The sequence below is a fragment of the Paenibacillus sp. V4I7 genome, assembly GCF_030817275.1.
GTDB lineage: Bacteria > Bacillota > Bacilli > Paenibacillales > NBRC-103111 > Paenibacillus_E.
Window position 1 is genome coordinate 4994809 of the sequence record NZ_JAUSZD010000002.1, and the last position, 16885, is coordinate 5011693.

The following is a 16885-nucleotide window of genomic DNA, read 5'->3' on the forward strand; positions in this document are numbered from 1 at the left end:
TTCTCTCTGATTAAAGTATATTTCTTGAAGGAGGAGACCTCAATCCGGTAAAATGACGACTTCTATGGTATTTTGCGGTTATGCCTGATAGAGAGGAAAAGAAATGGTTACCGTTGTTCCTTTCATTGGACTGCTGCCCACCTTCATGGCCACTTGTTCTTTATAGAACAAGTGGAGACGATGGTACACATTGCTCAATCCGATGCCGCCTTGATTTTCGTATCCGTCGATTTGATTATCCAAGCTCCTCTGAATCTCTGCATTCACCCGTATGACTGTATCCTTATCCATGCCAATACCATTATCGCTAACTTCAATGAACAGCAGGTCTTCCCTTTCAAGTACTTTTATTCGTACGATTCCGCCTTCTTCGAAGCCGGATAAACCATGCTTCAAGCAATTTTCGACAATCGGCTGAAGGATAAATTTGACGACAGCAAGTTGGGTCAAGTGCTCAGGAACCTCTAATTCATATTTAAATTGATCGCCAAATCGGATTTGTTGAATGGACATATAGTTCTGAACATGGCTCAGCTCCATCGCAAGCGGCACCTTCCCTACTCCGTTGCTGACACTGTAGCGGAACATTTCGGCCAATGAACTGACAATCAGACTTATTTCACTGTTTCCGTTTTTCATGCTGCGCATATTGATCGCTTCAAGCGTATTATATAGAAAATGAGGATTGATCTGCGCTTGCAGCATTTTTAACTCTGCTTGGGTCTTTAAGGACAGCAGTTCATTCTCCCTTAGTTTATTGTTCGCATTTTCCTCCATCATTTTCATATTCTCGTGAATCACGCCATTTAATCTTAGAACCATATCATTATGGCTTCGAATAATTTCGCCAATCTCGTTATTCCCGCTATAGCTCATCACTCGACTAAAATCCCCCTCGCCAACGATCCTCATCGTTCGTTTCAGCATTTCGACAGGCTTTAGTAAGAAGGAAGCGATCATATACGAAATAATAATGGACAATATAAGAATGAGAACGATAATGAGCAATAATCTATAATAATATTGACTGTTTTTAAGAACGATATCTTCATAGGAATATTCAATGTTCAGCTGCCATTGCGTGTCTGGTATGTGGCCTGACCATAACAAAGAATTCAATTGTTCAGTAGAAAATGGCTGGAAGGAATATATTTCCTTGCCTTGCGAGTCTTTAATTCCAACCTTTGACTCCATCGGACTAACCTCTGTTAGAAATGAATCCCTTGGGACCAACAACAAATAACTTTGGGTTATGCTGCCCTTATGCCAATAATTAATTCGTTTGATAATCGCTGGTGTAGTGTGATTGAACACATCCGTATATCCAGAAATCCAATAAGGAGCGGCTGTTTCCGCCAGATTATCGATTTCGATATTAAACATTTCGGGATTGTTTGAAAAAATAGATGAATAAAAACTGTGCCCATTGCTATCAAATAAGACAAAATAGTTGACCTCATTCAACCCGGGAAACATGGATAAATTAATGGTTGATTTTATATTCCGGAAGGCAACCGAACGCAAAGTATCCAGATCCTGTTGAGTGGTAAGGTATCCTTGCAATTGTCTGCTTACTGATAACTGGTTAATCAACTGATTCATAAAGTCCATACGGTTTTGGATGGATACGTTCATAAACTCTCCCACTTCATGAACCGTTTCTTTCATTTGGTTTTGGACGGCTTGGTTCAAAACCCGGGAATATAGAAACCCGTCCGAAAGGGTTGGAATAATGACGGCAATCGAAAAGATCATGATCAACTTGGTGCGAAGCGATAATGAATTTATTCCTTTTTTTATCCACTCGTCCGAGATGTATTTTAAAATCAACTCATCCGACCGCGCCTGATCTTGCATTTTCTTAGTTAGCACCAAATATGGATAAAATATTTTTTTTGTGTAAAAATAACTAATCAAAAAGGTAACAAATGCAGTAAGACAAGATAATGCAATAAAAGCAGAAAAAATGGACTTTTTAGAAAAGAGCACAAAATCTGAGGTTTGCTTAAAAATGACACGATACGGGTATGGATTCAATTCCTTCTCTAGCTTTACACATTTTTGACAATTGGTTTGGGTGTTGTTATTTGCCAACTCTTGCTGATCTGCAGATGACCAGACCAGCTCATCTTTATGGTTTAGAATCGAAAATTGATAGTCGTCGGAATAAACATCAGGCAAGCCAGACCGGAATAAATCGTTATTTAACACCATAATCACGAGCACGCCATTCACATTTCCGTTCGAAATGACAAGTTTATTATTCAAGCCATTAATAAAGCTATACAGTTCTTCTTTTCTTTCAACATTGATATTAAGCTGATTGCTCATTGTGAGATGTTCAAAGTCTTTTTGCGAATATCGGGTCAAACGGTTATTATCTTTCAAAAAAACTTGATCCATATTATTTTCTTGAAACATGTCCATTCTCAGGTTAGGGAGCTCAGTTAGGGTTGCAAGGTCCGTATCTTTGCGAAATGACAATTGATTCATATCGCTGCCGATAAAATAAATTTGCTGCACCATTTTGGTTGATAAATGAAGATCGTTCAATTTACTTAATAAATCGTTTTTTTGCTGATTAACCGTTAACACATCCCGGACATTCATAGAGCTTTTAAAAAAATCACTAAAGTCCGGGGATTGCAGCAGTTGCATCAAATTGCTAAGTTCACCAAGCTGTGTCAATGTATTTTTGTAAAATTGGTTCGATACATTAGTCTCTCTTTTATCCTGGACAGATTGATTTATATTATTCACATAAGACAGCCCAATAGTAAGAAGCACCGTTTGTGCCAGTAAGGTGAGCAATACAGAGACAATAATGATGTTTCTGCGTGTAGGACTAAGCTTGTTGAAATACGGGTTTGCCATCCTATCAACAGCCCCTTTCTATCCTAATTTGCTGCTTCTCTATATTCCATCGGTGTTTTACCCGTATGTTTTTTAAATATCTCTGAGAAATAAGCCTGGTCTGAATAACCGACTAACTCAGCAATCTCATATATTTTAAAGCGTACATCCGCTATTAGCTCAATCGCTTTGTTCAACCGTTGCGATGTCAAAAATTGCAAATACGATTCCCCGGATTCACGGAAAAGCGCACTCAAATGGCCGGGAGTTACATATACTTCATTGGCTACTTGCTTTAAAGTAATACTTTGATGGAAATTTTGCTTTATAAATTGTTTAGCTTGTTGCACGACTATGCTGTCTTTCTTTTTATCTTTGGCATGGCTCACTGAAAGCGATTCTTTAGCAGCTGTATGGTCAAGCTCTTCAGCTTGTGCAGGTTCGCTGTATTCATGATTGCTGTCTTCTTCGGGTGAGTTTTCCAATAGTTGCTTGGCAGATTGGGCTGAACTCCATATCTCCGTTAGATGCTGTACGGGTTTTCCAATGCTTAGCGAGAGAGTTGACTTTAACAAACCCATAAATTTGGATAGCTGCCGTTTGACTTGAATGAAATCGTCTTTAGACGAAGATTTCGCAGTAAGCAAATAAGATTCTGCATTTTCTTTATTCACAAGATGATAAGCTGATCCTTGCACATCCCAAATATCACATAAAATATTATCCAAAGAAAAAGCAATCAGCTTCAGTTCGCGATCTGAACCAATTTTTGCGTTTAAAGATATCCGATCAAGCCGAATCAACGCAACTTTATATTCGAGGCCATCGAGTAAAATTTCACTCTCCGAGCATCCCAACTCAATATCATCCGCCGACATCCTGTTCCTGAATAACATGGATAGAAACTCTTCCCGCAGCAGCTTCGACAACAGCATCTCTTTGCGGACAAGAACGGATTTTCTGAGTTCCTCCTGTTTTTCAGCATCCAGCTTGTGAACCAATCTCTCAAAAGTTTGAAATAGAATATCAAATTGAGTAGGTTTTAACAAATAATCAACGGCGCCATTTTTCAACGCTTTTTGCGCATAATCAAAGTCGCTGTGGCCTGATAAAATGATGACTCGAATGAACGGTTGTTGCCGCAGCAATACAGTCATCAATTCAATCCCATCCATAAATGGCATTCGAATATCAGTCAATACAATATCTATGGGATGTTCCGAAATAAATTGCAACGCTTCTAGACCATGTTTAGCGCACCCCAATAATTTCAAACCCATGGTATGCCATGGGATTGCTGATAAACCTTCACGAATTTCTATTTCGTCATCGACGATGAGTAAATGATACATGTGATACACCCCTCCTTAAACCTTCACAATTTGAAACCGCTTTCAACTTCATTTACCATCCTTTTATTCATTCCATTATGCCAAATCCGATATGGATTGAACAGCATCAATAAATCCCTTTAACTGTTGAATGGCATCAAACAAAAATAAGCCCTCTATCCCATTAAAGGAAAGTGAGCATTGATCATTCCGAGTATGTTTTTTTATACGACACTATTTATGAAACGAAATAATTACATCTAAATCCTACCGGTCTTATAAAATGGCTTATATAAATTGATGTTTATTTTCGGTAACCCATTTCAGGGACGTTCTTCACTCCAAAGGAGAATTTTGGGCTAAATAACGTCCATACGGTCCCGTAAGCAAACGTATTGAGTGAGGAAGCAAGCAGGACAGTGGAGTGGATTCACCCCCCTGCGCGCTTAGCAACATCCGAAGACCAGGTTATCCACACGCCCTCCCTAACCAATCAACAAGCCTTCCGCACGCGCCTTCTCCACTGCCTCCTCACGATTGCTGACGCCAAGCTTGCCGTAAATCGTAGAAATGTAATTGCGTACCGTTCCTTCGGACAAGAACAGCTTTGCCGCCAACGTCTTATAACGCATCCCCGAATCCAGATACTGCAATATTTCCATCTCGCGTTTGGTTAATCCGTAAAGAAATCTATCCACAGCGGCCGATTCGGAAACTTCGGAAACTCGATCGAACCTCTCGAGCATTTTGGCCGTGATCTCCCGATTAATCGCGGTTCCCCCCGAATGGACGAGGCGTACTGTCTCAATAAGCTCCTGCAATTGCGCCGACTTCAGGCAGTACCCGTCAGCGCCGTTCTTTAAAGCGGTTAGCGCCTGATCCAACTCCTCGAAAGTGGACATCATCAACACCTTGATTCCCGGATAAGTTTGCTTGATTGTCTGTAAAGCGGAAATTCCGTCCATGACCGGCATTTGCATGTCCATGAGAACCAGATCCGGATTCGTTCGTTCGCAGACCCTAATAGCCTCAAGCCCGTTCCCGGCGGTAGCCGCTACATGGATCCCGTCCTCGTTCTCCAACAAGGTCTTTAATCCTTCCAGTACGATCGGTTGGTCGTCCACTATGACGACATGAATGACTTGCTTGGTTTCCGGCGATTGATACGGTAGGGAGCAAGTCACGATCGTTCCGTTCCGAGGATCGGACTCGAGATGTAGGCTTCCGTTCAAGGCCTCGAGCCTCTCCCGCATGCCCGTTATGCCGAATCCGGGCTGCAAAGCTTCACGTCCCGTTCCGTTATCCCGGATCTGCAGCGCAATGCGATCCTTCTCGAAGCGAAGCATCACGGTGATACGATCCGCCTGGCCGTGCCGAACCGAATTGGTCAGCGTCTCTTGCAAACAGCGCATGAGCGTGAACCGGCCTTGCCGAGGTACAGGAATAGGATCCCCCGACTGTTTCAGCTCAATCTTTACGGCGGTCTGCTGCGCAAAGGCCTTGGCAATATCATCCAGCAGAACAAAAAGCGGTAAGTCCGTTTGTTCTGTTTGAATATCGTGAATATGCCTGCGAATGTCCTCGAAGCCCGCCCTCGTCAGGGACAGGAGTGTTTCCAGCTTGCTCTTCTCCGTGCCATGAGCCATCGACGCACGAAGCGACTCCATACCCATGATCAGTGATGTGAGCATGTGTCCGATCGTATCGTGCATTTCGCGCGAAAGCCGGTTGCGCTCCTCCAGAATCGTCATTTTCTCAATCTGCTTTATATTTTGCTCCAACATTCTGTTCTGCTCTTCGATGATTTTGCTTTGCTTAGTCGAAGTAATAAGCAAACGAAAGGCATAGCCCAATCCGTAAGAAACGCAATAATTGAAAATAATCCCGAACACAATGGTATCCCAAGAGTAATTCATATGCCAACCGAGCCATGCCGGAAAAGCGAAGGCTGTCAAAGGAGCCAGCCACATGAACGCATAACCGGGGCTGTTGTAACCGATCATGAAAGAAATCGGAAGGAGATACAAATGGGTGTCCGGGTTTGATTTATTCAGCAGGAACAGGATTACTCCGGGAAGCAACAGCTCGCACGCAACATACAGATGTTGATTGATCCGCATAACCAGGAACGGAACGGATATGACAATAAAAGCAATAACCATCTTGATCCAAAACGGAAAGCTCCACTGCCCCTCCACTTCCCATAATAGTGCAATAATAGAAATGCACCAGCAAATCCTGAGCGCAATCATGAACCAATCGTACCATTCCCATCGTGCTATCAGACCGCGCATGACGATACCTCCAAGTTGCTTAGTTACATTCATTATATCTCGTAGTCACGTCGGCAGTAAAATCATATGACAAACTATCATAGGGAAAGAGTGACGTTTTATAACTGGACGATATGATCCTCGTTTTTGTTAAATAAATATGATATGGAATCTTCCAAGATGAACTTAAACGAAGAAACGAGGAGAATGTCAATGAACGGAAACACAGTAATTCGTGGAATGATGGCTGTTGTACTTACTCTGCCGCTGGCGGCGTGCGCTGCTCAGAATAGCGCAATACCCAGCTCCAGTACCAGTGGCGGCACCGTTGCAACTACAACGAAGCCTGCTCATTGGTCCTACTCGGGTGATACGGGCCCTGCCAAATGGACGACTCTGGATCCGCAATATGCCGCATGCGCGAATGGAAGCGAGCAGTCCCCTATCGATATTGAGCTTTCTCAATTAAAAGTGGACAAAGAGTTAGGCAAATTCGAGACCAATTATAAACCAACCGTCTTCACCCTGATGAACAACGGGCATACCATTCAAGCAAATGACGCATCCGGCAGCAATATCATTACCGTTGAAGGCAAAGTTTACACGCTCGTTCAACTACATTTCCATAAACCTAGTGAAAACCAGATCAACGGTAAAACTTTCGATATGGAGATGCATCTTGTACACAAGAATAGTGAAGGCAAACTTGCCGTGCTTGGCGTTCTAATTAAGTCAGGCAGTGAAAACAAACAACTAGCGGAAATGTTCTCGAAGCTTCCGAAAGAAGAAACCAAGGAAGATCTCAAGCTGGATCAAGTCATTGATTTGAACGCTCTGCTGCCACAAGATAAAAAAGCATTCCGATATAAAGGCTCGTTGACGACGCCACCTTGCTCGGAAGGGGTGGACTGGACCGTGCTGGAGGAAACGATTGAACTATCCGATAAGCAAATCCAGGGGTTCGGTGCTATTTTCTCCGACGATCATCGCCCTGTCCAGCCGCTCAACGGCAGAACGGTTGTCACCCAATAATGTGGATGCTAACGAAACGCCCTTCCGGCGTTGGGCGATATCGTATGAACGGCGGGGAACCGGCGCAATATCATCAGCATATAGACCATCTGAAGGCATTCATACAAGCCGTGATGGGAGTGCTTTTGAACCCGGGATGCGTTGTTCAGAACTGAATTTTTGCTGAAATTTTAAAATATTTGTATGCAGTAAAATACAACTACTCTTCATGTTTCTTTAAGGTATCGGCTGACGAAAGTAATATACTTGTGCAATTCTAAAAATGGGAGATGACTTCTTTATGAAAGCATTGAGACCGGTTCAGGCACTGAAGTCTGTCATGTTTGGCATGATGATGGCATTCGTTTCGATCGGCGCGATGCCCATTTTGGTTATCAAAAGCTTTACGGAAACGTTTCTCCCCTAAGCGGTTTTTGCGTCCTCATAACTCAAGTAAACAAACACCTGACCTTCGAATACAGATCATTTTTAAGTTGATTTTAATTAAGTAATGAGAACAGAAAGAACTGAGAACTTTACCCTCGGTTCTTTTTTTTCTTAAAATAAATGGGACTATTTTGATGTCATTTTAACTCAACCGAGCAGAAAATCTCCGTCGCAGAATAAGAAACTATTCCAATAACAAAAAGCCAAATGATAAAATCACTAAAAATATGAATTGGTATTTCGAGCAAATATCTTTAATATGGCACGAACATGCTTCAAGCCTAAAAATTCCCTATAAGTTTTACCCTCCAAATTAGATCCAATTAAACGTTAACACTTTCCTCCGTAGGCGAATATCATATCCCGATAATATTAAAGGAGGGATACAGTGTTACCAATTTCTAACCCAGGTATGATGGATGTTAACCCAGCCATGATGAATTCCAAGCCAGGTATGACGAATGTCTCACCTATTGGTGGAGATATGAAGTCGTTATGTCAGAAGTACATGAATTATCATGTAATTGCACAAACAACTAGTGGACAGCAATTTGATGGGATTATCGATGGTATGGATAACGAAGGCATTACTATGTTGGTTCCTGAAGATGTAGACGGCGATGAACGCCAATTTACGAATGGATACGGTCAAAACGGATATGGTCGAAGAAGATATCGAAGATTTCGCCGGCAGCGGTTCCCGTATCAATTCCTACTTCCGTTTTTAACACCGTATCCATACTACTACCCGCCCTATCCTTATCCATATCCTTACTATCCTGGTTATGATTACGGTGGAGGATATTAAAAAAATGAACCTTATGGGGATTTTTCCATAAGGTTCATTTTTTCATATTGAACTTTTTATAACTAACGTTCTCCGTCCCTCGGTTGAATGACCAATATACTAATTGGGACCATGTAACGATCCGATTTGATGGTCGATTCAATTTAATAGCTTAAGGCAAGAACTATTTTATAGATTCATAAATGACTTCTGAATAATTTAAAGATAGACCTCCTACGTCATATTTCCCTTATTTCTACGCTATCCGCTCAAGAGGGATTATACAGTCTACGTTCTTCTAAGACTATTGAATGGACAACAAGTATTGGGCATCCCGGAGCAAGTATTTAGCAGCTTCCGCAGAAATATGCTTTCCGCTTTGCGCCTTCACCTCGTTCACGAAGGCAACCAGATTGTTCGTATCCAATTTGCTTTGCAAGCTGTTTGCGATACCCTCATTATCAATCCAATGGGTATTTGTAAACCGTGTTACTAATCCCTTTAAGGAATCGACGCTTGTCGTAGTTTGGAACGATATGATTTGGCTGCCCACGTTCCCTGCCAGATCGCTTGACGTTACGTTCAACGTATGCGAACCGATCGGCAACGTATACAGGGGAATGGTTATCCCTTGCTGCACCCCATTGGTATCCAGCGTTACCGTAGTTTTGCTGCTGTCAACCCCGGACAAGTCATCGCTCAGCGTAACGATCGGCGTCACATCCCCAGTATCGCTGAACGTACCGTACACCAATCCGGAAACGGTGATTGTCGGCGCTGTCTTATCGAACTTAACCGTTAGAGACTTCGCCTCTTCCACATTTCCCTTCAAGTCTGAGGAACGGTAATGCAACTGGTAATGGCCTTCCTGAACCAATTCAACCGGACCTGTGTAGACGATCCAATTGTTCCCGCCATCTAGACTGTATTCCACCCGTTTTACAACGCCCGAATAGCTGCCTGTAGCCGTCAAGGTCAATGTCGGTGCTGCGGTAAACCAACCGTCTTTTACGCTTTGTCCTTGAAGGTCCGCGACGGTAACAGGCGGAGTAACGTCAAGCTCTAACGCATCGATGGCTTGTTGTAAAGCTCTAACCTCGGCATCAAGCACAGCATAGGAGGTAATCGTGCCAAGCGCTGCTTGAGCTATGTCGATTGCCTGCTGCATGGCGGTGAAGGAGCTTACCGTGTAGGATCCATCGGCATTGCTAATGGCTTTAGCAGCTGCGATTAAACTTTCCAGCTCACTTTTGTTCACTTCACTGCTGGCTTTTACTTTGAACACAATGGTCATTGACTGGGCCTGAGCTTCACCGTCAGTTGCCGCGAATGTAACCTGATACGTTCCAGCACGCGGATTGCTCCAGGTAAACTTGCCGTCCTTCAGCTCATATCTGGCTCCGGAAGGCAACGTTGTGTTCGAGATCGTTACCGCAACCGGATCTTTGTCCAAGTCGACGGTTTTGACCGGGAAGGAGACTGGGACGCCCTCTGTTACAGGCAAGGGATAATTCGGCAGCGAGAAGTTGTCAATCTGCGCCGACCAATTATTTTTTACTGGGCTGACCCCAGACACCTTGAGTCCCATCATAGCGACACCAGCGTATACTGCCGCATCGTTCGGGATGCCGCCCAAAGATATAGTGCGAAGCGGAGTCGAATCGCCTTTGCCGTTGCCCCACGAGCTGTCAGCGTTCTGAACGTACCCTTTGATTTGATCGCCGGTGCGCACAATTCGCGCCCAATAAGGCGGTGTTTTTCCTTTAAAGTAAGCCGCGTCTCCTGATCCGTCAAAGATCCCTTTGCTGGAGCCGGCGCCTTTCACGCTGCGGAACGGAGCTGCCACTTTATAAGTACCCCAATCTGTATTAGCGGCGTCCGTCGTGAGGCCAGTCATCAAAAATCGTGGCGCGTCATCATAAACATCCTCCGTAACCGCCACTCCTGCATATCGGGCATTGTCCGCACTTAGAATCCGCGAGATCATTTCACCGCCTTCATATAACGGGACGTAGTAGAAGAAAGGATGCTGTTCATGCACCAGCGAAGCGCCGGAAAGATCCATGTTTAAGGTAATCGTTCCGGTTTCGTTGTCCAGATTTCCTTGCGATGCGATCGTTCCGCTTGCGCTGCTTGCCGACACAGTATACTGGATTTGTTTGAAATCCACGATCGGCAGGAAGAACGGCGACTTGTTCTGATAGGCCACATAAATATAAAGCGATTTTGTGACGGCGAACAACCCATTGCTCACCGTCAGGTCGATTCGATACGTATCGTTCGGAGTTCGACTCATCTGACTTTTGGCCGGCGTCCATGTAAGTAGGCCGGTGCTGGCGTCAAACGATGCGCCGGCAGGAAGATTGCCGATCGAATAGAGCAGATTAAGGCCGGCAGGATCGACAACATTGAATCGGTAAGTTGCCCGGTCATTCGTTGTAAAGGTAATCGGTTGATCGGGAACGGTAATCATCGGCTTGCCTAAGACGCTAATTATGATCGATTGCGTATCCGCAGCGTTGTCGGTTTGCGCTTTGAAAGTAACCGTGTAAGACCCTCCGCTATCAGCTAACGGCGTCCAGTTGAATACACCGTTCACTAAGCTCATGCCAAGAGTTGCCGCACTCCATGCCGTACCGTCCTTCACGACGCTGTCGATGCTGTAGCTGATATTAGAAGTTCCGACCGATGCAGCTTCGGCCGGTATGCTCGCTACATTTTCCAGATTAGCTCGGAGCCCGAAAGAAAGTGCGTTGCCGCCGACGACGGATTTGTTGCCGATCGGCTCGAGAATCGGAACATTCGTAGCGTCGTTATACACCTTGACGTTGATGCCCAGGCTTCCCGTAAAACTATTCGTGCCCGTTGCGTCCTTCGTCGTAAATACAAGTGAATTGTTGCCGATATTATCAGCCGTCGGCGTGAATACGATATTGCCCGTTGCAGCATCAAATGTCGCTCCCGCCGGCAATTGCGCCCCAATCGCTTGAATATTACTGCCGCCAAAGGCGTCCGTCGCGGAGACATGGAAGCGTACAGTATCGCCGACTGAAACCGTAAGATCGGTTATGCCCGTCAAGGTTGAGGGCGTACCCCCGTTTCTCGGCGAAATGGCGATGTCCGGTACCGCGAATATCGGTGACGTATACAAGTAGTTGATGCTGTTATAGACCGTTCTATTGCCTAGCACGAGACCCGCATAAATTTTGCTTCGCGTCTGCGTGGCGCCGCTTGCATCTTTGTAAGTAAGATCCAAGGCCTTGGTCGATCCGATTTGCGTCCAGTTCGTCGGATAGGCCGTTTCCTCCACTTTGGCCACGCCTAACGATTCATACGTGCCCGCAGGCGCTAATGAATAATAAGCGGAATAGTTGCCACCATTCAATATAATTTTCAGCCAGACGTCTCCCACCGCAATTTTCGGTGTCGTAGACAGATCAAAGGAGAGACCGGTATCCGACTTGTTTATGCCGCTTTGTATCCAGGTGTCGCCACTTGCAACCGCATTGATCGCATACTTCGAGTAATTATCCAGCGTGTTGCGGAGCATCAATCCGATTCGTGATCCGACTTTGAGCGAGCTGTTGTAGATGCTGGTCGGAACTTTGGTAATAAAAGTGTAGTTCATCTTCGGATCGATTTCCTGATAAGTGAAATGGTATTTATTATATTCATCCGTCGGACCAATCAAAATACCGTTGCCAAGCGACGATAACGTGACTTTGTTGCCATTAACGGTCGTCGCGCCGTATTGGAACTCGTTCCAGCCCGCTTCTTTCCATGGAGTAGCAATCGGGATAGCGCCGGACGTGTCTACCGGCGGAACGCCAACGCCGCCGCTGACCACGACAGGATCGGAAAATTCGCCGTTTACCCCGTTGCTATCGAAAGCGACCACTTTATAGTAAATGGTTTTGCCGGTTGAAAGGCCGCTATCCGTATATTTATTGCCGGTAATATATTGACCGACAAGCCCCCATTTCGAATCCGCACCCGGGTTAACCGGCGGATCCGTCTTGCTGGCCGCCTCGTCGAACGTTCGGTAAACGTTGAATTTTACGGCTCCTCGAGGGTATAACCAGGAAAGGTTGACAGTGCCGTTGGCAGCTGCATAGGACGGATAAACCTTGCCCGGACCAACGAGTGCGCCTGCAGCCGTCAACTGAATATCGCTGAATTGTGCGGCTTTTGCCGAGGCGACCCCAACATAAAGCGAATCCGCCGTCGGCACCCACGCTGCTTTCAGCTTTTCCCAAGTCGAACCGTCTGCTGAAATGGAAGGGTATACATATTGTCCATGGCGCTCGACTTTCAGGTAATAGCTGCCGTCAGCACTTTTGGTCGAAGCGGCTCCGCGAATCGTCGGCGGCATGTAGTTGTCGTAAACGTTGTAGCCGTCAGCCAGAAAATCGTAAATCGGAATCACATTCGGATATTGTCTGAAGGTGATGTAATAATTCCCGTCACGATCGACCGTGAAGATCAAGCCACGCGAATCGGTAACCAACTGCCCGTTCGAAGCTTCCTTCACCATAATGCCCGTATTCCCAAGCGCATTGTCCGAAGAAACTTTAGCCGAGAACGCAAAGTCGCTGGTTACCCCGCTTGAGCCTTGCACAAAATTCGTCCGATATGCGAACGCGTAGTCCGGCAATGCCTCCAGGACGCTTTTGCTTGCGTCTTTTTTGTCATAGGTGATTTGATCGACCATGTTAATGGTTTTGTTCGTGCCTTCTCCGGTCATTGTAATCGAACCGTCCGCGCCGGCCAAAACGCCGATTCCTGTATCGACGCCGTCCATATTGGCAGCCGACCAGGTTCCATTAATAGCTCCGGATGCAACCTGAACTTTGGTATAAACGGAATCATATCCGGTTATGCCTGAGCTGGACACACCGCGTACTTTGTAATAGTACGTTTTTCCATTCTCTGCAGCCGTGTCCAAAAAGTGGTTCATGTACCTGTCAACCTGCGCGATTACGTTGTAGGTGCTTCCAGCGTCGTCCGAACGAAGGACATCGTAATGTCCCGTTGTTCCGGCAGCGTGCAACCAACTGAGCGCCGCCCTGCCGTTCGCAGCGGTTGCCGTAACGAATCTTGACGAGTCCGGCACATCGTTCACGACCTGCGAATTCAATCGCAGAACAACCGCCGTACCCGGTTGAACCGCAACCTTGTTTCCGGGTTTTACGGGCAATGATTGCTGGGATATCACATCGTATACGGTGCCAGCCATGTACGACGAAGGCAGGATCACATCGTAAACCTTCGCATCTCCAATCTTATCTGCCGTATGGTTTAAGGCGATCATGTAGTTTCCGTACTGCACGGAATAAAATTGAGCAAAGGCGGAATAGCCGCTTCCAGTACGGTCCGGATTAATGTTATACTTCAAATCCTTTTCAAAGGCTTGCTCCGGAATCGGCACAATAGCGCCGGCGACGGCCAGCCTCGCTCCGTCGATCGGAGGAGTGCTGTCATCGTAAGCGATGTCAAACTGAGCCCAATCCGGCTTCGTATTCCAATAGCCCGACGGCGCATATTGAACGTTCGGGGCCAGGGAAAGCATGACATCATTGTCCGGCGTTACGACATGCATTCTTGCAAGACCGTTCAGTCCGGGATTCGAACGCCGGGTGAAGCTGACGAACATAACGTTGTTGCCGTCCCGAGCGGCAACCAGGCCATTTTCGGCGTCAACAAAGCCATGCTGCTGTACACTGTTGATATAGTCCTGCGAATATGTCCCTTGCTGTTTGCCGTCGCCCCTCTCGCCAGGCAGCAGCCAATCGGTGTTGCTCATCGGCAGTAAGACACCTTTCCAGTTTGCGGGATCGGATGCATACAAATAATCAAGCAGAAGACTCTGGTCCCTTACGTTCTTACTGCTCGCAAACGGATCATTGAGAAAGAAATGATCCAGGAACATCTGCTGAGCGTAGCCAACGGCATTAGTGGCATATTGTTTGTATTTACTCCATTCGCTTCCTGCATATCGGTCGGCATGCGCATTCAAATACCTTTCAAATCCGACGTATATCAGCTGCTTTTCTTCATCCAGGACACTTTGATAAGCAAGGCCGCCCGGATAGTCGGGTCCCCTGGACTCGATGACCCCTTCGACTCTCATTGCCCGGTTCATATTATCGTCCAGACCTTGGTATCTCATGTTAGCGCGGGCGTTTGAGATCTCCAACGCCTTTTTCAGCAGCTTGTCGTCGTAGGTAGCGCGCCATTCCTCTTGAACAAGATCCGTATGCTCGCCATAATGGGCGGCATACTGGGGTTCTCTGGATAGACCGGCCTCCGTAATATTCAAATATCGGTCACCCCATTGCTTCGCACTCGGGCCGATATAATTTCGGTTGCCGTCATATTGGGTCGCATCGTTGAAAGCGGCCAAATTATTGACCACAAGGGTCGTTCCGGAATTGTTGTCGTTTAATTCCACTAAGCCATTCACGGTATCATGGCCAAGCCATGGCGTAATGCCGGCGCCTTCATAAAGGAATCGCAGCGAGGAATTATAATTCTCCGCCACTTTTGATCCCAAGGCGATTAAGCCCAGATTCGATTTGAACATGCCGTACTTTTGAAATGCGTTCTGATTCGTTAAATAGTTCCCCAAAGAACTGTGCGTTCTGGCATAGCTCAGGTTCATGAAGAAAAGCTCCTGCCAACCGACAAATCGCGTCGTCCTTTTCGCATGGGCAAGAACGTTCAAATCCGAATTGACGCCTGTTTGCGCGTATTGAGCTGTATAGAAGACGGGGTCCGTATTTGTGAATGTGAAAGCTCCGTTCTTTGCCGTTCCGCCTGCGTTTACGTTGCCGATTTTCACAGTTGTCCAATCCACTTCCGTATTGCCCTGAAGCCATTTTTGAAAGCTGGATGTCATTCCGTTTGCCCTGTCTGCATCGGTCAACCGATATTTTGGTACGTAGCCCGTTGCGTCGTCAGCCAAATATGCGGAGCCGAACAGTCCTTGCCCGCCAGCGGTATCCTCGGACAAGAAGAGGTTGTACACGGTCCAGAGCGCTTCGCCGCCGTATTTGAAAAACCCGCCCCATTCCGCCTGATGAGGCTTTCTGATTGAAGCCGGATCATTCAAATAGTAGGTGACATATTGGTCGATACCTAGACGAATGCGATCAAGCATCTTGTCACGGACCTCGTTGGAGGTTTGCGGCGTGAAGTCGTAGCTTGCGTAAGCTCTGTATTCATCTTTCAAATAATTGGAAAATGTTCTAATCTGCATCGTCTGCAAATCGTTGCCTGAAACATTGGAAAAAAACTTGGTATTATCATTTAAATAACCGGATACAAAGCTTTGGGAGGAAGCAATAAAATTGTTGGCAAAAGCGACCGCTTCGGATGACTGGCTATCCAAGTCGCTCCCTGCTCGGGGCGCGATCGAGGCCGTATCCAAGGTACCCTTCTCCAGCAAACCATCGGGAAGACTGCTTGTCACGGTTGTATAACCCGCGTAGAAAGCTTTCGATTTTTTCCCTGCGAACGTTTGATTGTAAAAAGAGTTGAAACTTCCCATGCCGTAAGTGTAAAACTCCGCCGTCGTTCTGATGGTTAGCGTGAGCTCCGTTTTCCCTTTCGTCAGTTCTAGCGGGAGGTTGATCGTGGAGTAGCTGAATCGGTCGGGAATAATCGGATGCAAGCCAAAGGCAGGGCTGTTCATCGTTTTGTACAGCGGTTGCCAGTCGCCTTCATGCTGAATAGCCAGCCTTTCCCCGTTCACATACAGCATGGTAATACCGTAACCCAAATCGGACCCCCACGTTTTTAAGGTAAAATAGTTCTGCATATCGGGATCTACCTTCATGTTAAATGTTAAATCACCGCCTAAATATGGATTATCCAACGATGGCAAGGCTACCCTTGCCGATTCGCCTTTAGCGCCAGTTATCTCCGATGTATAGGTACCGGTAAATCCATGAGCTTGTTCCGAAGTTTCATCACCGAATGCAATCGTATCGACGATTGGACTTGACCCCGTCTGGGCAGTGTCGATACTGTCCGCAAATGAAACCGCTGTCAAATTACTGAATGAAAGTATAATTGTCAGTACAAATGCCAGGCTGTTCTTCCATTTCAAACGCATAACCCCATTCCTCCTTGTTCAGTTGATATTTCATAATTAACTTGAGGGAAAACTGTCGTAAGGAAAT

7 protein-coding genes are annotated in these 16885 nt (G+C 45.9%); 3 read left to right on the forward strand and 4 right to left on the reverse strand.

Annotated features, from left to right (window positions below; all coding sequences use genetic code 11):
- Nucleotides 1–78: 78 nt before the first annotated feature.
- The 3 genes from QFZ80_RS23610 to QFZ80_RS23620 form a co-directional block, all read right to left on the reverse strand.
- The gene (locus QFZ80_RS23610) at nt 79–2874 is read right to left on the reverse strand and encodes a sensor histidine kinase (protein ID WP_307561327.1); all 2796 of its coding nucleotides are present in this window, start codon (nt 2872–2874) and stop codon (nt 79–81) included.
- Nucleotides 2875–2897: 23 nt separating this feature from the next.
- Nucleotides 2898–4205: a response regulator transcription factor gene (locus QFZ80_RS23615; RefSeq protein WP_307561328.1), complete on the reverse strand. Its 1308-nt coding sequence runs from the start codon at nt 4203–4205 to the stop codon at nt 2898–2900.
- 464 nt (nt 4206–4669) lie between these two features.
- On the reverse strand, nt 4670–6478 hold the full coding sequence (locus tag QFZ80_RS23620) for a helix-turn-helix transcriptional regulator (protein ID WP_307561330.1): 1809 nt from the start codon (nt 6476–6478) through the stop codon (nt 4670–4672).
- A 192-nt stretch (nt 6479–6670) separates the two neighbouring features.
- On the opposite strand from QFZ80_RS23620, the gene QFZ80_RS23625 reads away from it, so the two are divergent.
- From QFZ80_RS23625 to QFZ80_RS23635, 3 genes are all read left to right on the forward strand, one after another.
- Complete coding sequence (locus QFZ80_RS23625) at nt 6671–7489, forward strand: carbonic anhydrase (protein ID WP_307553595.1); 819 nt, start codon at nt 6671–6673, stop codon at nt 7487–7489.
- Nucleotides 7490–7769: 280 nt separating this feature from the next.
- Nucleotides 7770–7895 (forward strand): hypothetical protein, encoded by a 126-nt coding sequence (locus tag QFZ80_RS23630; RefSeq protein WP_262495857.1) that lies wholly within the window; start codon nt 7770–7772, stop codon nt 7893–7895.
- A 408-nt stretch (nt 7896–8303) separates the two neighbouring features.
- A complete protein-coding gene (locus tag QFZ80_RS23635) occupies nt 8304–8723 on the forward strand; it encodes a hypothetical protein (protein ID WP_307553593.1) in 420 nt (139 codons plus the stop codon).
- 283 nt (nt 8724–9006) lie between these two features.
- Here QFZ80_RS23635 and QFZ80_RS23640 read toward each other — a convergent pair whose 3' ends face one another.
- A complete protein-coding gene (locus QFZ80_RS23640; protein ID WP_307561332.1) occupies nt 9007–16818 on the reverse strand; it encodes an OmpL47-type beta-barrel domain-containing protein in 7812 nt (2603 codons plus the stop codon).
- Between the last annotated feature and the right edge of the window lie 67 nt (nt 16819–16885).

Bases quoted from the DNA above. Each gene is read 5' to 3' on its own strand.
- QFZ80_RS23620 (WP_307561330.1), bottom strand. From the start codon at position 6,478: ATGCGCGGTCTGATAGCACGATGGGAATGGTACGATTGGTTCATGATT.
- QFZ80_RS23615 (WP_307561328.1), bottom strand. From the start codon at position 4,205: ATGTATCATTTACTCATCGTCGATGACGAAATAGAAATTCGTGAAGGT.
- QFZ80_RS23610 (WP_307561327.1), bottom strand. From the start codon at position 2,874: ATGGCAAACCCGTATTTCAACAAGCTTAGTCCTACACGCAGAAACATC.
- QFZ80_RS23640 (WP_307561332.1), bottom strand. From the start codon at position 16,818: ATGCGTTTGAAATGGAAGAACAGCCTGGCATTTGTACTGACAATTATA.
- QFZ80_RS23630 (WP_262495857.1), top strand. From the start codon at position 7,770: ATGAAAGCATTGAGACCGGTTCAGGCACTGAAGTCTGTCATGTTTGGC.
- QFZ80_RS23625 (WP_307553595.1), top strand. From the start codon at position 6,671: ATGAACGGAAACACAGTAATTCGTGGAATGATGGCTGTTGTACTTACT.